A 21403-nucleotide genomic window follows, 5' to 3' on the forward strand; every position below is an offset into this window, starting at 1 on the left:
CCCGTCAATGACGGGCTTTTTTCATGGCCACCTGCGTGGCTCAACGCACAGATCAGGCGGCTGCGAGCCAGTATCCTGCGTTGAATGGGCTGCTCATGCGCAGCGCCAAAGGCGAGACGTCGACCAATTTGTCGGTCGGCATTTTTTCGCCTTCTTCGATCGATTCGGCCACTTCGGCTTCTTCGGTTTGTGCCTCAATCGCCCGTCCTGCTTGGCTGTTTTGCGCAGAACGGGCTACAGAAAAGAATAGAAGCATCGGAAGGGTATCTTCCTGTCTCCCCAGTAATCGGCCGTGTCGCGGAAGATGTCCAGCAATTGCTCGCGGGCTTCCTTGTCGAACTTCAAGTTGGCAGGAATCGACTCCAGCACCACGATGAAGCCAGGCTGTGGACCCGACTTGTGCAGTGGGTCGGTCATGCAGTCGTACAGGGCATCAAAATTTTTGCCGAAGTGCGAAGGCAGGGTGAATTGCGCACCAATGAGGTCCAACACGTCTTGTTTGCTCTGGGCTTCGGCCAGGTTGGCATACAAAAAGTGGTGGCCCAAGCCTTGGGCGGCCTCTTGCAAGTCGCTCACGCGGTAAGCGCGGATCGACTGCACGATGTTAGACCGCACGCCCTTCAGGGGCGTCTCTTGGTCATGACGAATCGGCGTGTCCATCTCCGGGTTTCTTTCTCTCAAGTCAAAAATCAGTTCTTGTCGACCAATTGGCGAAAACTCGCGTAGTGGTCTTGGGTGTAGTAACAGGCCTTCGGGTTGCGAGGCTCTTGTCCACCACACACGATGCGTCGGGCGCCGCGGTCACGCGACCCAGGGGTCTTGACGGTGTATTCACGGTAGTAACCCCGGTCTTGCCGGGGCAACAAACGTTCACGATTGCCAAAAACCACCCCGTCCTTTTCGTACGGAAAAGGACCACCCTTGCGGATGAGTTGGTAAGTTTCTTGGCCTTCTCGCGGCAGGTCTGCCACCAACATCGTTGGTGAAGTTGACGCTTCGGCAGTGGTCTTGGCATGCACCGATATGGTGCAAGTCATCATCATCCCCGCAACGAACGCTGCGATCCAGCGTTGCAAGCCGCGGTTTTTGCGCACTGCCTTCATGAAAACACCTTTCAAGAGCTCCGGGTTAACCCGAAAACTCGAAGGCGCTAGTGTGATGCAATTGTCACAAAAATGCAAGTACTTGCTCGTTTAATGAGCAATCCCGTAGGGGAAAGGACGCCAGAAAGTTAGCGCTCGCTGGCGTCGAACCCTTTAACGCGCAACGTTGGCGTCGGCCACCGTCAATGCCGTCATGTTCACAATGCGTCGCACCGTGGTGCTGGGCGTGAGGATGTGAACCGGCTTGGAGGCGCCGAGCAAGACCGGGCCGACGGCAATGTTGCCACCGGCGGCGGTCTTGAGCAGGTTGTAGGCGATGTTGGCCGCGTCGATGTTGGGCAGTACCAACAAATTGGCGTCACCGGCCAGCGTGCTGTTGGGCATGATGGCCTGACGCGCCGCGGCGTCCAAGGCCACGTCGCCGTGCATCTCGCCGTCCACTTCCAGCCAGGGCGCGTTGCTGCGCAACAGCTCCAGCACCTGGCGCATCTTGATCGCGCTGGGTTGGTTGGACGAGCCAAAGTTGGAATGCGAGAGCAAAGCCGCTTTGGGCTTGAGGCCGAAACGGCGCATCTCTTCAGCGGCCATCACGGTGATTTCGGCCAGTTGCTCAGCGGTCGGGTCGTAGTTGACGTGGGTGTCCACCATGAACACCTGGCGGCCAGGCAGCATCAAACCGTTCATGCAGGCGAAGGTGTTCACGCCCTTGCGCTTGCCCACCACCTGGTCGATGTAGCTCAAGTGCATGGGGTTGGTGCCCCACGTGCCGCAAATCATGCCGTCCACATCGCCCTTGTGCAGCAGCATGGCGCCGATCAGCGACAGGCGGCGGCGCATCTCGATCTTGGCGATCTGCTGGGTGATGCCTTTGCGCTCGGTCATGCGGTGGTAGGTCTGCCAGAAGTCGCGGTAGCGGTGGTCCATCTCGACGTTGACCACGTCGTAGTCCAACTCTTCTTTCAGGCGCAAGCCGAATTTCTCGATGCGCTCGGCGATCACGGCGGGGCGACCGATCAGGGTGGGGCGGGCAATGCCCTCGTCCACCACGATCTGGGCGGCGCGCAAGACGCGTTCTTCTTCGCCTTCGCTGTAGGCGATGCGCTTCTTCAAGGCGCGCTTGGCGGCGGTGAAGATGGGTTTCATCATCGTGCCCGAGGCGTACACAAAGCCTTGCAGGCGTTCGCGGTAGGCGTCCAAATCGGCAATCGGGCGCTGGGCCACGCCGCTGTCGGCTGCGGCCTGGGCCACGGCCGGTGCGATCTTCATCATCAAGCGCGGATCAAAAGGCTTGGGAATCAGGTACTCGGGGCCAAAAGCCAAAGGCTCGCCCGCATAGGCTGCGGCCACCACTTCGCTTTGCTCGGCCTGCGCCAACTCGGCAATGGCATGCACGGCCGCGATTTCCATCTCCAGCGTGATGGTGGTCGCGCCGCTGTCGAGTGCACCTCGGAAGATGTAGGGGAAGCACAGGACATTGTTGACCTGGTTGGGGTAGTCGGTGCGGCCCGTGGCCATGATGGCGTCATCGCGCACGGCTTTGACGTCTTCGGGCAGGATCTCGGGGTTGGGATTGGCCAGCGCAAAGATCAGCGGCTTGGCGGCCATCTTGCGCACCATGTCTTGCTTGAGCACGCCACCGGCCGACAGGCCCAGGAACACGTCTGCGCCGTCAATCACTTCGGCCAGCGTGCGCTGGTCGGTCTTTTGCACGAACTGGATCTTGTCTTCGTCCATCAGCTCGGTGCGGCCTTCGTAGACCACGCCGGCCAGGTCGGTGACCCAGATGTTTTCGCGGGGGATGCCCAGCTTGACCAAGAGGCCCAAGCAGGCCAGCGCCGCAGCGCCCGCGCCCGAGGTGACCAGTTTGACTTTCTTGGGGTCTTTGCCCACGACCTTCAGGCCGTTCAAGATGGCCGCGCCCACCACGATGGCGGTGCCGTGCTGGTCGTCGTGGAAGACCGGGATCTTCATGCGCTCACGCAGCTTGCGCTCGATGTAGAAGCAATCAGGCGCCTTGATGTCTTCGAGGTTGATGCCTCCGAATGTAGGCTCCAGCGAGGCGATGATTTCGACCAGTTTGTCGGGGTCTTTTTCATTGATCTCGATGTCGAACGAGTCGATACCCGAGAACTTCTTGAACAGGACGCCCTTGCCTTCCATGACCGGTTTGCTGGCCAAGGGACCGATGTCGCCCAAGCCCAGCACGGCGGTGCCGTTGGTCACCACGCCCACCAGGTTGCCGCGGCTGGTGTACTTGAAAGCGGCCGCAGGATCCTTGACGATCTCTTCGCAAGGGGCGGCCACACCGGGTGAATAAGCCAGCGCCAAGTCGTGCTGGTTGACCAGCTGCTTGGTGGGCGCGATGGCGATTTTGCCGGGGGTGGGGAACTCGTGGTATTCGAGTGCGGCTTTGCGCAATTGGTTGCGTTTGTCTTCGGCTTGGAGCTTGTTGCTCATGGTGATCTCCATCGTGTCATCGACCAAAAATTTCATCTGGTGATATTGTTTTTCCCATTGTAGTCCGCTCACATGACGCCTCGCCATGCGTCAATCTGCGCAGAAAGTGAGTTGGCTTTTGACTTTTACGCACAGATGACGGTGCGACTTGTGATCTGCATCAGCGCAAATGCTTCCACGCTTTGTGGCCCAAGGCCTGTGCAATCGACACCGCTTGCGGGCCCCGCTCTAGGGTGAACGACTCGCCAGCACGCAAGGCGCCGCCCACATCGACGGCCAGATAAAACCCGCAACGTCCGCTTTGCACCATGTCTTTGGCGGCCTGGGCATAAGCCATCACCGCGTTGAACTTGCCGCAGGGCTCACGCGGCTGCGTCACACGCAGCACCACCTCGTCAAAACGCAAGAGGTCACCGATGAACACCTGGTCCTCCAGCACACCCTCCAAGCTCAGGTTCTCGCCCAAATAGCCGGGGGCCAAAGGCTCGTCGAACAAGGTCACGCCTTGCTTTTGGCGTTGTGCCTGCCACCAGGCGAGGTGCTCAAAGGGCAAGGCATAGATGGCTTTGCTCAGCCCGCCATGCACACTCAAATCTGACTGTTCATCGCCCGCCAAGCCCAGCGGGCCCGCGTGCGCTTGGGGCACCGACGTTTTGCCGATGGCCGACATCAGTTTGCGGTCGCCCACCCGCAAGGGCCGCACCGTGCCGGTCTGGATCGAGCGCACACGACCTTTCACGGTCAGCCTTTCATCAGGGCTTCGATCTCGTCGGCTTTGACCGGCACACCGCGCGTGATCAGCTCGCAACCGGTCTCGGTCACGATGGCGTCGTCTTCGATGCGGATGCCGATGTTCCAGAACTGCTCTGGTACGCCTTCGGCAGGGCGCACATACAAACCCGGCTCGATGGTCAGCACCATGCCCGGCTGCAAGATGCGGCTGGGGCGGTCTTTGATGGTCTCGCCGCTCAGCGGGTCTTTGCGCTCGCTGACCTGACCCACCTGCGAGGGCTCCACATAGCTGCCGCAGTCGTGCACATCCATGCCCAGCCAGTGGCCGGTGCGGTGCATGTAAAACGGGAAATAGCTGCGGTTGGCGATCACGTCTTGTGCGCTGCCGACCTTGCTCTTGTCGAGCAAGCCCAAATCAAGCAAGCCCTGCGCCAGCACTGCTACGGTGGCCTCATGCGGCTCCACAAAGCGGGCACCCGCCTTGGTGGCGGCCACGGCCTCGTCTTGAGACGCCAGCACCAGATCGTACAAAGCGCGTTGCGGTCCGGTGAACCGGCCATTGGCCGGGAAGGTGCGGGTGATGTCGCTGGCGTAACCGTCGAGCTCGCAACCGGCATCGATCAAGACCAATTCGCCATCACGGATGGGGCCGGCGTCGGCGCGGTAATGCAAAACGCAGGCATTGGCCCCGGCGGCCACGATCGAGCCATAGGCCGGGTACTGCGAGCCGTGCTGGCGAAACTCGTGCAGTAACTCTGCATCCAAATGGTATTCACGCACATCTTGTCCGGCACGCAGCATGGCGGCACTGCGCTGCATGGCGCGCACATGGGCGTGTGCACTGATTTGCGAGGCGCGGCGCATGATGCCCTGCTCGTGTGCATCTTTGACCAGCCGCATCTCGTCGAGCACGCTGCACAGGTCGCGTTGCAAGTCGGGGCACAAAGCACCAAAACGCACACGCGCACGCACCGACTGCAGCCAGCCGTCCACACGGCCCTCCAGGCCAGTGTGGGTGGCAAACGGGTACCAAACGGTGCTGCGGTTTTCCAAAAGCTTGGGCATCTGCGCGGCCAAATCGGCCGAGGAAAACGCCTTGTTCACGCCCAAAAAGGCCGGTGCGGCGTCAGGACCCAAACGGATGCCGTCCCAGATCTCGCGCTCCATGTCTTTGGGCTGGCAAAACAAAGTCGCTTCGCCTTCGGCCGTGATCACCAGCGTGGCATTGGGTTCGGTGAAGCCCGTGAGGTAATAAAAATAGCTGTCGTGCCGGTACAGGAAATCGCTGTCGCGGTTGCGCTGACGCTCGGGCGCGGTGGGGATGATGGCCAGACCGCCGTGGCCCAACTGCGATGCCACGCGGGCACGGCGCTGGGCGTAAATGGATGCGTGTTCAATCATGGTGTTTCGAGGAATCGTTGCATTCATTATGGCGGTCAGGCATTCAAAGCCGCCAGGCGCTCGGGCGTGCCCACATCGGTCCAGGGGCCGCTGTAGACCTCGCCGCTGACCTGCCCCCGGTCCATGGCGGCGCGCAGCAAAGGCGCCAGCGCCAGCGCCACGCCCGCTGGGTTGCCCGCAGGCAGGCCGCAGTCGGCAAAGAAGGCCCGCTTGTACAAAGCGATGGTGCTGAAGGTGTAATCACAAGCCGCTGCGCCCTTGGGCAAATTCAGCACGCTGCCTGTGGACGACAAGCCAAAGTCACCGCCCGGGTTGTGCGGCGGGTTGGGCACCAGCCACAGGTGGGCCAGCTGGTCGCTGGCGGCAAAGCGGCGGGCCGATTCGGCGGCAAACACGAAGTCAGGGGCAAACACATCCCCCGCCACCACCCAAAACACCTCGGCCAATTGGGGCAGCGCACGCACGATGCCGCCTGCGGTCTCGAGCGCATGGCCAAAGTCCTGCGCCTCGTGGGAGTAGGTCAGATCCACCGGCGGCAGCCCAGCCCAAACGACTTGTTGCCCAAAATGCGCAGGGATCTGCTCCCCCAACCAAGCGGTGTTGATCAGCTGGCGCGTGAAGCCCTCGCGGGCCAAGGCCTGCATGGGCCACAGCATCAAGGGCTGGCCGCGCACGGTCAGCATGGGCTTGGGGGTGGCATCGGTCAGGGGGCGCATGCGCTCGCCGCGGCCTGCGGCCAACACCATGGCCTGAGCGCCATTGGCGCTTGTCTTTTCAATAGCGGTCATGCCGTGATGTTGCCATGTTCCGTACACCGGTTGTCGCTCGCCAAGGGCACTGGGCGGCCACATTTGCACATCAAGCCTGGTCCAAACCGCTAAAATCTCGGGTTTTCCAGAATACTTTTCCCGGAGTTGCCCCCATGGCCAATCAACAACAAATGGCAAACGCCATCCGCGCCCTTGCAATGGACGCTGTTCAACAAGCCAACTCCGGTCACCCCGGCGCCCCCATGGGCATGGCCGACATGGCTGTCGCACTGTGGGGCGATCACCTGCAACACAACCCCAAAAACCCTGGCTGGGCCAACCGCGACCGCTTCGTGCTGTCCAACGGCCACGGCTCGATGCTGATCTATTCGGTGCTCCATCTGACCGGCTACAAGCTGTCGCTCGATGACCTGAAAAACTTCCGCACCCTGCACAGCAAAACCGCTGGCCACCCCGAAGTGGGCGTGACCCCCGGCGTAGAAACCACCACCGGCCCCCTGGGCCAAGGCATCACCAACGCCGTGGGCATGGCCCTGGCCGAGAAGATGCTGGCTGCCGAGTTCAACCAAGACGGTCACAAGATCGTGGACCACCACACCTACGTGTTCATGGGTGACGGCTGCCTGATGGAAGGCATCAGCCACGAAGCCGTGGCCCTGGCCGGTGCCTGGAAGCTGAACAAACTGATCGCTCTGTACGACGACAACGGCATCTCCATCGACGGCAAGGTCGCCCCTTGGTTCATCGACAACACGCCCCAGCGCTTTGCCGCCTGCGGCTGGAACGTGATCGACGCTGTGGACGGCCACGACGCAGCGGCCGTCTCCAAGGCCATCGCTGCCGCCAAGCACAGCGCCGACAAGCCCACCCTGATCGTCTGCAAGACCGCCATCGGCAAGGGCTCGCCCAACCGTGCAGGCACCTCCAAAGCCCACGGCGAGCCATTGGGCGCTGAAGAAATCAAGCTCACCCGCGAAGCCCTGGGCTGGACGGCCGAGCCTTTCAAGATCCCCAAAGAGGTGTATGCCGACTGGGACGCCAAAGCCGCTGGCGCAACCCGCGAAGCCGCTTGGAACACCGACTTTGCCGCTTACAAAGCCGCCTTCCCTGCACAAGCCAAAGAGTTCGTGCGCCGCATGAAGGGCGACTTGCCCAAGAGCTTCAACCAAGTGGCGTTTGACGCCGTCGTGGCTGCCCACACCAAGGGCGAAACCGTGGCCAGCCGCAAGGCCAGCCAGCTGGCACTGGAAGCCTTCACCGCCGCCCTGCCCGAAATGCTGGGCGGCTCTGCCGACCTGACGGGCTCTAACCTGACCAACACCAAGAGTACGCCCGCCTTCCGCGTGGACTTGGCTGGTGACGTGGTCAAGACCGAGGGAAAGATCGGTCGCCACATCAATTACGGCGTGCGCGAATTCGGCATGGCCGCCATCATGAACGGCGTGGCGTTACACGGCGGTTACATCCCCTACGGCGGCACCTTCCTCACTTTCTCTGACTACTCGCGCAACGCCATCCGCATGGCCGCGCTGATGAAGCAGCGCGTGATCCACGTCTTCACCCACGACTCCATTGGCCTGGGCGAAGACGGCCCCACCCACCAGTCCATCGAGCACGCGGCCAGCCTGCGCCTGATCCCCGGCTTGGATGTGTGGCGCCCCGCCGACACGGCTGAGACCACCGTGGCCTGGGCCGTGGCGCTGCAAAACGCCAACCGCCCATCGGCCCTGCTGCTGAGCCGCCAGAACCTGGCTTACTCGCCCAAGAGCGATCTGGGCGACATCAGCCGTGGCGCTTATGTCTTGTCCGAGCCTGCCAACGTGGGCATCAAGAAGACCCACGGCGTGATCATCGCCACCGGCTCTGAAGTGCAACTGGCCCTGGCCGCGCAAAAGCTGCTGGCCGAACGCAAGATCGGTGTGCGCGTGGTCTCCATGCCCAGCACCAATGTGTTTGACCGCCAAGACACCGAATACAAGCAAAGCGTGTTGCCCGCTGGCCTGCCCCGCGTGGCGGTCGAGATGGGCTCCACCGACGGCTGGTGGAAATACGGCTGCGCCGCCGTGGTCGGCATCGACACCTACGGCGAGTCGGCCCCAGCCCCCGTGCTGTTCAAACACTTCGGCTTCACCGCCGAGAACGTGGCCGACACCGTCCACGCTGCACTGCTCAAGGCCTGATAAGGCCACTGACCGGCCGGACCCCTTCAGCGCCCACAAGGCGCTGAAGCCACGTTCGGGGATCAGGATCCTGAAAGGGTCTTGGTTTCAAATCCGGTTACGTAACGGTTTAGTAACTTTCTCCTGAGGCATTCACATGACCATCAAGCTTGGCATCAACGGATTCGGCCGCATCGGCCGTCTGGCCCTTCGCGCCGCCCTCAAACACGGCTACGACGACATCCAGATCGTTGGCATCAATGACCCCAAGCCCGCCGACTATTTGGCTTACATGCTCAAGTACGACAGCGTGCACGGCCGCTTTGATGGCACCGTGGACTTCACCGACGACACCCTGATCGTCAACGGCAAAAAGATCAAACTCTCGCACGAACGCGATGCCCACAACCTGCGCTGGGGCGAGATGGGCGTGCACACCGTGCTCGAGTGCACCGGCCACTACCTGACCGAACCCACCAGCCAAATGCACCTGGCCGCTGGCGCCAAAAAGGTCGTGATCTCGGCTCCGTCCAAAGACAGCATCCCCATGTTCGTCTATGGCGTGAACCACAAGAAATACGCTGGCGAAGCCATCGTGTCGAATGCGTCATGCACCACCAACTGCCTGGCCCCCGTGGTCAAGGTTTTGAATGACAAATGGGGCATCAAGCGCGGCCTGATGACCACCGTGCACGCCGCCACCGCCAGCCAAATGACCGTGGACGGCTCGTCCCGCAAAGACTGGCGCGGCGGCCGAGGCATCCTCGAAAACATCATCCCCAGCAGCACCGGCGCAGCCAAGGCCGTGGGCGTGGTGATCCCCGAAATCAAGGGCAAGATCACCGGCATGGCCTTCCGCGTGCCTACCTCTGACGTGTCGGTGGTGGACTTGACGGTGGAGCTGAACAGCGACGCGAGCTACGCCGAAATCTGCGCCGAAATGAAAGCCCAAAGCGAAGGCGCCCTCCAAGGCGTGCTGGGCTACACCGACGAGAAAGTCGTCTCCACCGACTTCCGCGGCGAGCCCTGCGCCAGCGTGTTCGACGCGACCGCGGGCATTGCGCTGGACAAAAGCTTCGTCAAGATCGTCGCCTGGTACGACAACGAATGGGGTTACGCCAAGCAGTGCCTGGAGATGGTGCGGGTGGTGGCCAAGAAGAAGTGAGCTTCAGATGCCTCAAGAAAAAAGCGCCTTCGGGCGCTTTTTTCTTGGTCAGCTGGCCCGTATCCAATCCGCCGCCTTCTCCGCAATCATGATCGTCGGCGCATTGGTGTTGCCGCTCACGATGCGTGGCATGACCGAGGCGTCGACCACGCGCAGGCCGGGCACGCCGTGCACGCGCAGCTGCGCATCGACCACCGCCATGCCGTCTTGCCCCATGCGGCAGGTGCCCACGGGGTGGTAGACCGTGTCGGCGTTTTGGCGAATCCAGTGGTCGAGTTGTTCGTCGGTGCGGGCATTGGCAGACGCTGCCCATTCTTTGCCATACGCGGCCAGCGCGGGTTGGGCCAGGATGTTTTGAGCTTGGCGAACGCCGTCGCGCAAGCGCTGCAGGTCACGCGGGTCGCTCAAAAACTGCGGGTCGATCAGCGGTGCGCTGTTGGGGTTGCGGTCGGCCAGTTGCACACGGCCTCGGCTGTCGGGTTGCAGCAAACACACATGCAAAGAGTAACCATGCCCCATCGTCAGCTGGCGGCCGTGGTCCACCAGTTTGGCAACGACAAAGTGCAGCTGAATGTCCGGGTGTGCCTCGTCAGGACGGCTTTTGTAGAACGCGCCGCCCTCGGCAAAGTTGGTCGTCAGGCGCCCTTGGCGGTGCTGCCGCCAAGCCCACATGGCCTGCAAGGTGTGCCACGCGCCACGGGGTGACACGCCGATCAAATCGGTCTGCCCCGGCGCATCGGCCACCAGCACCGCGTCAGGATGGTCGTGCAGGTTTTCACCCACGCCGGGCAGATCGCGCAGCACCTCGATGCCGAGGCTTTGCAAATGCGCCGCTGGCCCGATGCCCGAACGCATGAGGATGGCGGGGGATTGGAAAGCGCCCGCGCTCAAAATGATCTCGCGCCGAGCGGTCAAACTCTGCGCCTTGCCACCTTGGACGGTGTGCACCTGCCGCGCCACGCCATCCACCAGGCCAATGCGGTCCACCGTCACGCCGGTCATGACGTGCAAGTTGGGCCTGCCCAAGTGCGGCGTGAGGTAGGCCTTGGCGGCGCTGAAGCGCTCGCCAGCCTTCTGCGTGACTTGGTACAGGCCCACGCCTTCCTGGGTGGGGCCGTTGAAGTCGGTGGTGTGCGCCAAACCGGCTTGCATACCTGCCTCCACAAAGCGCTTGGCAAACGCATTGGGGCTTTGCAGATCGGCCACGTTCAAAGGGCCGTTTTGGGCATGCCATTCGTTGTGGATGCGCTCGTTGTGTTCGGCCTTCAAAAAGTAGGGAAACACCTCGGCCCAAGACCAACCGGCGCAACCCATCTGGGCCCAAGTGTCGTAATCCACTTGTTGGCCGCGTATGTAGGCCATGGCGTTGGTGGAGCTGGAGCCCCCCAAAGTGCGGCCACGCGGCTGGAAACCGATGCGGCCGTTCAAGCCGGGTTGCGGCACGGTGTTCAGGCCTTGCGTGACGATTTCGGTGCGGGCCATGAGCGCGATGCCAGCGGGGCAATGGATCAAGGCGCTGGTGTCGGGCGGTCCGGCTTCGATCAGGGCCACCTGCACGGCAGGGTCTTCGCTCAGGCGACTGGCCAGCACACAACCGGCCGATCCGCCGCCCACGATCACGTAGTCAAATTCCATGAAGTCCCCGTCCAAATGCTTGTGCTGCCAATATAAGGGCACCCCCATCGGGTGGTGGGTCATGTGCGCGTCAAGCCCGAACCATCCAGCACACCCCGAGGCGACATCCTTTTGCCCCTCAGATCCATCACAATGGCCAAAATTTGGAGACAAGTCATGCCCATCGCGATTGAAGTTGTCGGCCCCAAACAGTTCAGCAGGCCGCTCTTATGAGCAGCTCCTCCGTCGAACTCGAACAGGCTTGGCAAGACAAGCGCTGGTGGTGGCTGCTGAGCCCCGCCATCCCGCTGGCTTTCACGGGTTCTTTGCTGGCCTTCGTCTGGCGTGGGCAATGGTGGTGCATGCTGCTGGCCCCGCTGGTCATCCATGCCTTGTTGCCGGTACTCGACCGCGTGTTGGGCGAGGACTTCAGCAACCCACCCGAATCGGCGGTGGCGCAACTCGATCAGGACATGTTTTACCGCGCCATGGTGTGGGCCTATGTGCCCCTGCAAATGATCGGCACGGTCTTGGGTGCCTGGATTGCGGCCACGCATGTGCTGCCGTGGTGGGGCTACATCGCCTTGGTGTTGACGGTGGGGGCCATCAACGGCATTGGCATTGGCACCGCGCACGAACTGGGCCACAAAAAAGAGACACTGGACCGATGGCTGTCCAAGATCGCCTTGGCCCCCAGTGGGTATGGCCACTTTTTTGTGGAACACAACCGGGGCCACCACAAACGCGTGGCCACACCCGAAGACCCGGCCAGCGCACGCATGGGTGAAAGTTTTTGGGCTTTTTTGCCACGCTCTGTGTGGGGCAGCTGGCAATCGGCCTGGGCGCTGGAGCACGAGCGCTTGAGCAAACAAGGCATGCGCGTTTGGCACCCCCAAAACCACAACCTCCAAGCCTGGGGCCTGACGCTGGTTTTGTGGGGTGCTTTGGTGGCTGGGCTGGGCTGGATGGCGCTGCCCTTTTTGCTGGTGCAAGCCGTGTACGCGGCCTCCATGCTGGAGGTGGTGAACTATGTCGAGCACTACGGTTTGCTCCGGCAAAAAGACACGGCCGGCCGCTATGTGCGCTGCGAACCCGAGCATTCATGGAACAGCAACCACTTGGTGGGCAACTTGTTGTTGTACCAATTGCAAAGGCATTCCGACCACCACGCCCACCCCAGCCGCCGCTACCAGGCGCTGAGGCATTTCGCCTCGGCACCGCAACTGCCGGCGGGTTACGCCACCATGATTTCGGTGGCTTACTGCCCGCCCCTGTGGTTTGCGTGGATGGACCGCCGGGTGATGGCCCACTATGGCGGCGACCTGAGCTTGGTGAATGTGCAAGCGTCGGCCCGGCGCAAGCTGATGCAGCGCTGGGCTTGATTCAAGGGGGACACGTCGGACCCCACAAATCAGACCCAGCAGTCTGACCAACACGAAAGCACCGGCTCAGCCAAGCCTGTGCAGCTGGCCAGGACATGCCTTGGGCCTCAGCTCTCCACAAACGCCAACACCGCCTCCAGCATGCGCCGCACATGCGGCTGTACGCCCGCTGCCACCTCGGGCAGGTAGTCAAACGGCCAGCTTTCTTGCATGTAGCTGCGCTGGGTCATTTCCAGCTGCACCGCATGGATGCCTTGCGCCGGGTTGCCGTATTGGCGGGTGATGTGCCCGCCCTTGAAGCGGCCGTTCAAAACAGCGGTGTAACCGGTGGCTTGCTTGCCAATGGCCAGCAGCTGTTCGGCCAGCGCGGGGCTGCAGCTGGCCCCGTTGGCGGTGCCCAAGTTCAGGTCGGGCAGTTGGCCTTCAAAAAAGCGCGGCAGCACCGAACGGATTGAGTGCGCGTCCCACAATGCGGCCACGCCGTGCTGGGCCTGGATGCGCGCCAGCTCTTGCGCCAACTGCGTGTGGTACGGCTGCCAAATGGCAGCGCGGCGCTCGGCAATTTCAGCTTCGCCCGGTACATCGGCCGGGTCGCGGTACAGCGGCTGGTCGTCAAACAGGTCCACTGGGCACAAGCCGGTGACGCTCTGCCCGGGGTACAGGCTCGCGCCGTCTGGCGGGCGGTTCAGGTCGATCACAAAACGCGAATGCGTGGCCACCAGCACCGAGGCCCCCAGCGCGTCGGCAAAGTCGTACAGGCGCTCCAGATGCCAGTCGGTGTCGGGCACGCGCTGGGCTTCGTCGGTCAGGCGTGCGGCCAGCGCAGACGGCACATGCGTGCCCACATGCGGCATCGAAATCAACAACGGGCGTGTGCCTTGGCGAAAGCGAAAAGGGGGCTCTGTCGTCTGAAAAGTCATGAGGGCATGGGCTCGATGGTCAAACCGCGCAGTCAGTCCCACCCGAGTGAGCCATGCGGCGCAGGGCCAGCCATGTTGCGGGAGACACACGGGCAGAGGATCGGTCTGAATGCACTTCAGCGGGGGCGTTCACAGGGGGGTCACGCCCGAGAGGTTTTCACTTTATCAGGACCTCACAGACCAACTGCGCTGAAGGTGACGGCCTTGGCAACCCCACGCAAAAAAGCCGCCAAACCCCGTCCGGGCTGGCGGCTTGGCAGCCAGTTACAAAACCAGAACAAACCCCCACAAAGCCGCTCGATGTAACAAAGTTTCAGCTTTTCAAATAAGATGGTTACATTGCGGTTGGCTCTGCTGCTGGCAGGCATGCCCCCCGCTGTAACCCCACAAGGAAAGTGAGACCTCCCATGACCACCAAGATTGGCATCAACGGATTTGGCCGCATCGGCCGCATGGTGCTGCGCGCAGCGGTGCAAAACTTCAACGACGTCGAGATCGTCGGCATCAACGACCTGCTCGAGCCCGAATACCTGGCGTACATGCTGCAATACGACAGCGTGCATGGCCGCTTCAAGGGCACCGTGGCGGTCGAGGGCAACACCTTGGTGGTCAACGGCAAAAAGATCCGCCTGACGCAAGAGCGCGACCCAGCCAACCTGAAGTGGAACGAAGTCGGCGCCGATGTGGTGATCGAAGCCACCGGTTTGTTTCTCGACAAAGACAGCGCGGGCAAGCACCTGGCTGCGGGCGCCAAAAAGGTGGTGATCTCGGCCCCCTCCAAAGACGACACACCCATGTTTGTGTACGGCGTGAACCACGACACCTACGCAGGCCAGGCCATCATCAGCAACGCCAGCTGCACCACCAACGCGCTGGCCCCCATCACCAAAGTGCTCAACGACAAATGGGGCATCAAGCGCGGCCTGATGACCACGGTGCACGCCGCCACCGCCACGCAAAAAACCGTGGACGGCCCGAGCAACAAAGACTGGCGCGGCGGCCGTGGCATTTTGGAAAACATCATCCCCAGCAGCACCGGCGCAGCCAAGGCTGTAGGCGTGGTGATTCCGGCCATCCAGGGCAAGCTGACCGGCATGGCATTTCGCGTGCCCACGTCGGATGTGTCGGTGGTGGACCTGACGGCCGAGCTGGACACCCCTGCCACCTATGCCGAGATCTGCGCCGAGATGAAAGCGCAAAGCGAAGGCGCTTTGAAAGGCGTGCTGGGCTACACCACCGACAAAGTCGTCTCGACCGACTTCCGTGGCGAGGTCTGCACCAGCGTGTTCGACGCCGACGCCGGAATCGCCTTGGACAGCACCTTCATCAAGGTGGTGGCCTGGTACGACAACGAGTGGGGCTACTCCAACAAGTGCCTGGAGATGGCGCGGGTGGTGGGGCGCTGATCGGTCCAAGCCGACAAACAAAAGGGCCATTGATGGCCCTTTTTTTGGGGGTCAAACGGCCGCCGTCACCACGATCTCGATTTTCCAATCGGGGTTGGCCAATGCGGCTTGCACCGTGGCGCGGGGTGGGGTGTGGCCGGGCACGACCCAGGCGTCCCACTCGCGGTTCATGGCGGCAAAGTCGGCCAGGTCGGTGATGAAAATCTGCGCCATCAGAATCTTTGATTTGTCCGTTCCGGCTTTGGCCAGCAGGGCGTCGATGGCCGCCAGCACCTGACGGGTTTGGCCGGCCATGTCTTGGCCGGGCACTTCGGCAATCTGGCCGGCCAAATAAACGGTGCCGTTGTGAATGGCTGCTTCTGACATGCGTGCGCCGACTTCGATGCGTTGAACCATGGTGTTTCCTTGGCGAGTGTTCAAAAAGCCGCCATGTTAGCGGCTCAGCCCTGCTGGGTGTGCCTCAGGCAGCGGGCGGCCGCCAGGTCCCAGCCGCCCCAGCCACAGCTTTTGAAAAACACCGGGCCCCCTTCAGGTCGGCTCGCGTCTTGCCAAGCCTGCGTCTGCCGCACCACATCGGCCAAAGTGGGCAGGGCGCTCACGTCGATGTCCGCTTGCAGCAAATCACCGGCTTCATGATCCGCATCGCGGGTGTCCACCACCAAGGTCCCCGTCTGCGCCAAATGACGGCAAACATCGGCCGACCACTCCACCATGCGGGGCGTAAAGGCCCCCACGGCCGCCACAAAGGCATCGCTGCGGGGCAGGGCGGTTAAGACCACCTGTTGCGCGGGTGTGGTGCTGACCACCAGCGGGCAGTCGGCCAATGCGGCGTTCGGGTCATCCACCCGCCGCGCCCGCATGCCCAGCGCCTGCGCATGCGCCACCAGGGCATCGGCACTGGCGCTGCTGCGCGAAGACACCCACACCTCTTGCACCCCCAAGCCTTCACGAAAGGCCTCCAGGTGCGCACGCCCTTGCACGCCCGCCCCCACGATGAGCATCGGGCCATCGCGGCGCGTGGCCAGGTGTTGCGCAGCCAGCAAAGACACCGCCGCCGTGCGACGCGCCGTGACCGTGGGGCCGTCCAGCAAGGCCACGCGCTGGCCGGTCTGCACGTCAAACACCACGATGTCTCCCTGGATGGTGGGCAGGCCACGCTGGGCGTTGCCGGGGATGAAACTGATCAGCTTGGTGATGGCCACGCGGGCATCGGCCGCAGGCATGACAAACAAACTGCCGCCGCCGTCCAGCGGCTGCACGATGCGCGGCGGCACGGCCACCGTGGGGTCTTGCAGCAAGGCGGCGATCTCTTGGGCCAAAGCAGAGAATGGCAAGGCCCTGGCCGTTTGCGCAGGGCTCAGGATGGCGTCGCTCAAGACTGACCGATCTTGACCTGGTTGAGCTGGGCCTGCGCCTTGACCAGCGATGGCACCATCTCGCTGCCGTAGCCCAAGGCCACCGCCGTACTCAAAGCCTGGTGCACGCTGCCACCAATGATGGAGGGCACTTTCATGCTCTCGCTCAAGTGGGCGTAGTAACGCAAGTCCTTGGTCGCGTTGTTCAGCTCGAACTTCATGGCCGCGTAGTCGCCTTGCAAGGTCTTGGCCATCAACTGGAAGAGGCCGGAATTGACGCCGCCCGCCGAGATGACCTCCACAAGTTTTTCAAGCTTGACGCCGGCCTTGGCGCCCACGGCAAAGGCCTCGGCCGTGGCGGTGCAAATGGCTTGCGCCACAAAGTTGTTGAGCAGCTTGATGACGTGGCCCGAGCCCATCTCGCCCACATGGAACACGTTTTCGCTGTACGCGCGAATGACCGGCTCGATTTGCGCAAACACCTCGGGCGATGCGCCCACCATGGAGTTGAGCTTGCCGGCTTCGGCTTCGATGGGCGTGCGGGTCAGCGGCGCATCGACATACACCACGCCTTTTTCGGCGCACAGGGCGGCCAGGCGGCGGGTGGAATCGGGCTCGCTGGTGGAGGTGTCGATGATGACCAGGCCTGCACGCGCTTTTGACAAAATGCCGCCGGGCCCGGCCACCACGGCCTCGACCTGGGGTGAGCCGGTCACGCACACCAGCACCACGTCGCAAGCGGCCAGGTCGGCGTAACTGCCCACTTGCTGGGCCCCGGCTGCCAACAGGTCTTGAACCGGCGCGGTGCGTTGGTGAACCGAAATCGACAAATCAAAACCCTTGGCCCGGATGTTTTTGGCCATGCCATGGCCCATCAATCCCGAAGCGCCGACAAATCCGATGTGTTGCATATGGCCTCTTGTGTGCAGTGGAAAAGCATGCCCATTCTGAAAGCATGCGCCAGCGTCCCCTGTCACCTGTGCACACGCCCTGCACGGCCCCACAAGCCTTTGTCACCTTTGCCGCCTGCGTGACAAAGCGCCTCGCAGGCGGTGGCTACCATCACGCATGCACCTGACCGTCTCTTCCCCCGTTCAATCCTTGGCTGAGCTGCAACGCGTGGCCGCCACCCCCTTGGCCGAGGCCATGCCTTGGCCCAGCACCTACGACCTGATCCGCGCCAGCGCAAAAGTGCACGCCGACCGGCCCGCGCTCACCTTCTTGGCCACCGGAGAGGTTGGCGGCCCATCCACCACCTGGACCTATGGCCAGCTGCTGCAAGGCATTCACCAAACGGCCAACCTGTTGCATTCGCTGGGCGTGCAGCCCACCGATGTGGTGGCCGTCATGCTGCCCGGCGGGCTGGCCTACCACCTGGCGCTGTGGGGTGGCGAGGCGGCGGGCATTGTGCAGCCGCTGAACCCGCTGCTGAGCGAGGACAAGCTCGTGTCCTTGCTGCGGGCCAGTGGTGCGCAGGTGCTGATCGCCCATGGCGTGGACGACGACAGCCAAATGCGCGCCAAAGCGCTGCGCCTGCAAAGCCAATGCCCCGCCCTGAAAACCATTTTGCTGGTCAACCCCGAAGGTGGCCCGCTGCCGCAAGGCGATGCACTGCCCACAGGCGTGCAGGACTTCCATGCCGCACGTGCCTTGCAAGTGAGCGACCGGCTGCTCAGCGGGCGGGTGTTTCAGGCCACCGACATCGCGGCCTACTTTCACACCGGTGGCACCACCGGCGCGCCCAAGCTGGCCCGTCACAGCCATGGGGCGCAGGTCTTCACCGCCTGGGCCAATGCGCAGATGCAAGGCTTTCAGGCCAGCGACGTGACCCTCAACGGCTACCCGCTGTTCCATGTGGCCGGGGTGTTGCCGGGGGCCTTGTGCTCGCTGGCGGTGGGCATGCACATCCTGATCCCCACGCCCAGCCTGTTTCGCAACCGCGAGGTGATCGCCAACTACTGGCGGCTGGTGGCGCACCACGGCTGCACGCTCATGTCGGGCGTGCCCACGGTGCTGGCCGCGCTGGCAGCGGTGCCGCTGGCCGGGGCCGACATTTCACGCCTGCGCGCGGTGCGCACGGGGGCCGCGCCCTTGCCACCCGAGCTGGCCTTGCGCTTTGAACAAGCCTTTGGCCTGCAGATCAACGAAAGCCTGGGCATGACCGAAACCGCAGGGCTGAGCACCGTGGCCCCACCGGGCCTGAGTGCGCCGGCCGGCTGCGTGGGCTGGCCGCTGCCGCACGCCCGTGTGCGCATCGTGGGCCTGAACAGCGATGGCCAAGCCACCGACCAAACCCTGCCCGCAGGCGACAAAGGCATGGTGCTGTACCAAGGGCCCAATTTGTTCTCGGGCTATCTGGACGCGGCCGAGACCGCCCGCAGCTTCACGCCCGATGGCTGGCTGATCACGGGCGACGTGGGCTTTGTGGACGAACATGGCCGCTTGCACCTGACCGGCCGCGCCAAAGACCTGATCATTCGGGGCGGCCACAACATCGACCCCAAGGTGATCGAAGACGCACTGGGCGCACACCCCGCCGTGGAGCTGTGCGCCGCTGTGGGTGCGCCCGATGCCTATGCCGGCGAGCTGCCCGTGGCCTTTGCCTCGCTCAAGCCCGGCGCCCAGGTGAGCGAGCAAGCGCTGCTGGCCTTCACCGCCGAGCGCGTGGACGAAGCGCCCGCCAAGCCCAAACGCATCACCATTTTGGAACGCATGCCGGTGACCAATGTGGGCAAGATCTACAAGCCTGAACTGCGCACCTTGGCCACGGGTGCCGTGGTGCAGGCCTTGGTCGATCAGGTGTACGGGGGCAAGGCCATGCGCCCCCGCGTGACCGCGCAAGGCGACCTGCCCGTGAGCGTGAACCTAGAGCGCAATGGCCCTGCCGACTTGCAACACGAACTGCAAGCCCTGATCGCGGCGCTGCCCGTCAAGGTACAGGTGATCATCGGCGACTGATCGCCCTCAAGAAGGCTTGACAGCGCGTTGCGCCTTGAGCGTGTCGTGCAGCTGGATTAACGCTTTTTCTTGGGCCTGCAAGAGCTCCAGCGTTTTGCCCAGCGCCTTGTCTTGGTCCTTGAGCTGATCCAGCGTTTGCATCTGTGCTTTTTCTTGCGCTTGCAGCTGCTCTTTCACAATGGCTGCGTCCTTGTCGTGGTCCTTGATCTGCTCACGGGTGCGCAAGAGCATCGCGTCTTGGGCCGACATTTGCTCGCGCGTTTGCTTGATCAGCTTGGTCTGCGTCTTGATCAGGCTGCGCGTGGCACCCACCGACTTTTCTTGCGTTCGCGCCTGAGCCATGGCATGGATGTTTTGCTCCTGGCGCTCGATGAACTTGGTGGTGCCTGCGCCCAAGCCCGAGCCGACACCGGTTTCTGTAGCAGCCAAAGCGCCATTCAAAGACAAAGCCAGCAAGCAGCCCCCAACGAAACGTTTCATGATCACTCCTTGTGCAATGAAAAAGCCACTGTGCCCGCACAGGGCAGTGCCCACCATCTGCCCAAGGGTGTGTTGCTGCTGACCACAAGGTGTAGTCAGCCTAGGGAATCCCCGCTTGCTGAGGGCTTGGCGCGGCATACATTGGGAAGATCAACGCTCAAGGACCGGCATGAAAATCAGAGAACTGGCGACAGGACTGCAATTTCCCGAGGGGCCCGTGGCCATGGACGATGGCTCGGTGCTGTTGGTCGAGATTGCACGCGGCACACTCACCCGCGTGACGGCCGACGGGCGTGTGCAGGTGGTGGCCGACTTGGGCGCGGGCCCCAACGGCGCGGCCATCGGGCCTGACGGCGCGGTCTACATCTGCAACAACGGCGGCTTTGAATGGACACGCGACCCGGGCAACTACCTGCGGCCCATCGGGCAAGCGCACGATTACTCGGGCGGGCGCATCGAGCGCGTGAACCTGAACACCGGCAAATTTGAGCGCCTGTACGAACAAGTGGACGGCATCGGCCTGCGCGGCCCCAACGACCTGGTGTTTGACGCGCATGGCGGTTTTTATTTCACCGACCTGGGCAAAGTGCGCCACCACGAGATGGACCGAGGCGGCCTGTTCTATGCCCAGCCCAACGGCTCAAGCGTGCACGCCGTGGCCAAGCCGGTGATGACGCCCAACGGCATTGCCCTCTCGCCCGACGGTCAAACGCTTTATTACGCCGAGACCGAAGGCGCCCGCGTGTGGGCCTTTGACATCACCGCCCCAGGCCAAGTGCGCAAAGACCCTTGGCCATCGCCCCAGGGCGCGCTCATGGTGACGGCATCACCGGGCGGACACTACCAACGCTTTGACTCCATGGCCGTCGATGCCGAGGGCAACCTCTGCGTGGCCACCTTGGTGCACGGCGGCATCTCCATCGTCAGCCCCAACGGCCAGCAAGTGCAACACGTGCCCCTGCCCGACCCCTTCACCACCAACATCTGCTTCGGCGGCCCCGGCCACCGCACCGCCTACATCACCCTGTCTGCGACAGGAAAACTGATCGCAGTGGATGACTGGCCGGTGGCGGGGTTGGGGTTGAACTACAACGCGTAATGCTGCATAAATTTGCAGCCGCTTGAATTTGCTGACTTGCTTTGCATTGCCTTCTATGGGCTGGTGGCGTTTATGAGGGCTCTGCGCCCTGTGCATCATCAGCCAAAACCAGCTTTTTACCGCCGCCCCAAGCAAGACTTAAAACCAACGCCAACAGCACTGTCCGCATCGGTCAGGGACAATGCCTGCGTGCGTGTCAGGTTTTGCACAAAGAGCAGGCACAGCTCAGCACCAACAAGTGCAACAACCCCATCAAAAACCAGCCCCGACAGGCTGATCTTTAAAAAAACAGGGGTTGGAATTCAGCAAAAAAAGTGTTCCGGACACTCGGGCATGACACCGGTCTGAACGCTGCCTGCTCATCTTCGCCAGCAAATACTCGAATTTTTGTAGTCAACATTC

Annotated in this window: 19 protein-coding genes; 6 read left to right on the top strand and 13 right to left on the bottom strand. The window is 62.6% G+C overall.

Features of this window, described 5'->3' with window-relative positions:
* Positions 1–52 precede the first annotated feature (52 nt).
* The 7 genes from QLQ16_RS03835 to QLQ16_RS03865 form a co-directional block, all read right to left on the bottom strand.
* Positions 53–256 (bottom strand): hypothetical protein, encoded by a 204-nt coding sequence (locus QLQ16_RS03835; protein WP_283223362.1) that lies wholly within the window; start codon positions 254–256, stop codon positions 53–55.
* Positions 235–660: a barstar family protein gene (locus tag QLQ16_RS03840; RefSeq protein ID WP_283223363.1), complete on the bottom strand. Its 426-nt coding sequence runs from the start codon at positions 658–660 to the stop codon at positions 235–237. The genes QLQ16_RS03835 and QLQ16_RS03840 overlap by 22 nt, the downstream gene beginning before the upstream one ends.
* A 29-nt stretch (positions 661–689) precedes the next feature.
* Positions 690–977 (bottom strand): guanyl-specific ribonuclease, encoded by a 288-nt coding sequence (locus tag QLQ16_RS03845; protein ID WP_431310377.1) that lies wholly within the window; start codon positions 975–977, stop codon positions 690–692.
* Between the two features lie 279 nt (positions 978–1256).
* Positions 1257–3560 carry an NADP-dependent malic enzyme gene (locus QLQ16_RS03850; protein WP_283223365.1) on the bottom strand — a complete coding sequence of 768 codons (2304 nt, stop codon included), beginning with the start codon at positions 3558–3560 and terminating at the stop codon, positions 1257–1259.
* 160 nt (positions 3561–3720) lie between these two features.
* On the bottom strand, positions 3721–4305 hold the full coding sequence (locus QLQ16_RS03855) for an MOSC domain-containing protein (protein ID WP_431310378.1): 585 nt from the start codon (positions 4303–4305) through the stop codon (positions 3721–3723).
* On the bottom strand, positions 4302–5693 hold the full coding sequence (locus QLQ16_RS03860; RefSeq protein ID WP_283223367.1) for an aminopeptidase P N-terminal domain-containing protein: 1392 nt from the start codon (positions 5691–5693) through the stop codon (positions 4302–4304). Before QLQ16_RS03860 ends, QLQ16_RS03855 begins: the two co-directional genes overlap by 4 nt.
* A 35-nt stretch (positions 5694–5728) precedes the next feature.
* Complete coding sequence (locus QLQ16_RS03865; RefSeq protein WP_283223368.1) at positions 5729–6481, bottom strand: nucleotidyltransferase family protein; 753 nt, start codon at positions 6479–6481, stop codon at positions 5729–5731.
* Positions 6482–6615: 134 nt separating this feature from the next.
* Between QLQ16_RS03865 and tkt the strand changes: the two genes are divergently transcribed.
* Positions 6616–8643 (top strand): transketolase, encoded by a 2028-nt coding sequence (tkt, locus tag QLQ16_RS03870; protein ID WP_283223369.1) that lies wholly within the window; start codon positions 6616–6618, stop codon positions 8641–8643.
* A 136-nt stretch (positions 8644–8779) separates the two neighbouring features.
* Positions 8780–9787 (top strand): type I glyceraldehyde-3-phosphate dehydrogenase, encoded by a 1008-nt coding sequence (gap, locus tag QLQ16_RS03875; protein ID WP_283223370.1) that lies wholly within the window; start codon positions 8780–8782, stop codon positions 9785–9787.
* 48 nt (positions 9788–9835) lie between these two features.
* Here gap (QLQ16_RS03875) and QLQ16_RS03880 read toward each other — a convergent pair whose 3' ends face one another.
* Positions 9836–11422, bottom strand: a complete 1587-nt coding sequence (locus tag QLQ16_RS03880; protein WP_283223371.1) for a GMC family oxidoreductase — start codon at positions 11420–11422, stop codon at positions 9836–9838.
* Positions 11423–11631: 209 nt separating this feature from the next.
* On the opposite strand from QLQ16_RS03880, the gene QLQ16_RS03885 reads away from it, so the two are divergent.
* Complete coding sequence (locus QLQ16_RS03885) at positions 11632–12783, top strand: alkane 1-monooxygenase (RefSeq protein WP_283223372.1); 1152 nt, start codon at positions 11632–11634, stop codon at positions 12781–12783.
* Between the two features lie 107 nt (positions 12784–12890).
* On the opposite strand, the gene hutG is transcribed toward QLQ16_RS03885, so the two are convergent.
* Complete coding sequence (hutG, locus tag QLQ16_RS03890) at positions 12891–13703, bottom strand: N-formylglutamate deformylase (protein ID WP_283223373.1); 813 nt, start codon at positions 13701–13703, stop codon at positions 12891–12893.
* 407 nt (positions 13704–14110) lie between these two features.
* Here hutG and gap (QLQ16_RS03895) point away from each other — a divergent pair, with 407 nt between their 5' ends.
* On the top strand, positions 14111–15109 hold the full coding sequence (gap, locus tag QLQ16_RS03895; protein ID WP_283223374.1) for a type I glyceraldehyde-3-phosphate dehydrogenase: 999 nt from the start codon (positions 14111–14113) through the stop codon (positions 15107–15109).
* Between the two features lie 51 nt (positions 15110–15160).
* On the opposite strand, the gene QLQ16_RS03900 is transcribed toward gap (QLQ16_RS03895), so the two are convergent.
* The 3 genes from QLQ16_RS03900 to QLQ16_RS03910 are packed head-to-tail and all read right to left on the bottom strand — an operon-like array spanning position 15161 to position 17375.
* Entirely contained in the window at positions 15161–15505 is a 345-nt protein-coding gene (locus QLQ16_RS03900) for a RidA family protein (RefSeq protein WP_283223375.1), read from the bottom strand.
* A gap of 44 nt (positions 15506–15549) precedes the next feature.
* Positions 15550–16485, bottom strand: a complete 936-nt coding sequence (locus QLQ16_RS03905) for a delta(1)-pyrroline-2-carboxylate reductase family protein (protein WP_283223376.1) — start codon at positions 16483–16485, stop codon at positions 15550–15552.
* Complete coding sequence (locus tag QLQ16_RS03910; RefSeq protein WP_283223377.1) at positions 16482–17375, bottom strand: NAD(P)-dependent oxidoreductase; 894 nt, start codon at positions 17373–17375, stop codon at positions 16482–16484. The genes QLQ16_RS03905 and QLQ16_RS03910 overlap by 4 nt, the downstream gene beginning before the upstream one ends.
* 157 nt (positions 17376–17532) lie before the next feature.
* Here QLQ16_RS03910 and QLQ16_RS03915 point away from each other — a divergent pair, with 157 nt between their 5' ends.
* Complete coding sequence (locus tag QLQ16_RS03915; RefSeq protein WP_283223378.1) at positions 17533–19422, top strand: acyl-CoA synthetase; 1890 nt, start codon at positions 17533–17535, stop codon at positions 19420–19422.
* Positions 19423–19428: 6 nt separating this feature from the next.
* Here QLQ16_RS03915 and QLQ16_RS03920 read toward each other — a convergent pair whose 3' ends face one another.
* A complete protein-coding gene (locus tag QLQ16_RS03920) occupies positions 19429–19902 on the bottom strand; it encodes a hypothetical protein (RefSeq protein WP_283223379.1) in 474 nt (157 codons plus the stop codon).
* 169 nt (positions 19903–20071) lie between these two features.
* On the opposite strand from QLQ16_RS03920, the gene QLQ16_RS03925 reads away from it, so the two are divergent.
* The gene (locus tag QLQ16_RS03925; RefSeq protein ID WP_283223380.1) at positions 20072–21001 is read left to right on the top strand and encodes an SMP-30/gluconolactonase/LRE family protein; all 930 of its coding nucleotides are present in this window, start codon (positions 20072–20074) and stop codon (positions 20999–21001) included.
* Positions 21002–21403: the final 402 nt, after the last annotated feature.

The sequence above is a fragment of the Limnohabitans lacus genome (genome assembly GCF_030053395.1).
GTDB classification, from domain to species: domain Bacteria; phylum Pseudomonadota; class Gammaproteobacteria; order Burkholderiales; family Burkholderiaceae_C; genus Limnohabitans_A; species Limnohabitans_A lacus.